The organism is Pseudomonas sp. Pseusp11, from assembly GCF_047304405.1.
Taxonomy (GTDB): domain Bacteria; phylum Pseudomonadota; class Gammaproteobacteria; order Pseudomonadales; family Pseudomonadaceae; genus Aquipseudomonas.
In genome coordinates this window covers 1-241 of sequence record NZ_JBGLZF010000124.1, presented here as the reverse complement: position 1 = coordinate 241, position 241 = coordinate 1, and the positions used below count along the sequence as shown (strand labels likewise).

At 60.6% G+C, this 241-nt stretch carries 1 protein-coding gene; it reads right to left on the bottom strand.

Translation table 11 applies throughout. The annotated features are described in order from the left end of the window. Positions 1-241, bottom strand: a 241-nt coding sequence (locus tag ACCC96_RS30415) for a POTRA domain-containing protein (RefSeq protein WP_413697758.1), incomplete at both ends; no start/stop codon positions are given.

Here is a 241-nt window from a genome sequence, read left to right as displayed (position 1 = left end):
TGACCAGGCCCTTCTCGATGTACAGATCGGTGATGACTTTCAGCAACTCGTTGAGCTGCGTAACGCCCAGGCACTGGCCGATGTAAGGCTTGAGCAGGCGATTTTTCTCGCCGTCCGAAAGACTGTCGGCGCCTTTGAGCTCGATGTCCTGAATGGGGAAACAACGGGCGTCGGCCGGGGCCGTCGGAGGCGCGGGTTTGGCTGCCTTGCCGGGTAATTCCTTGAGCTCCTCGAGACGCCG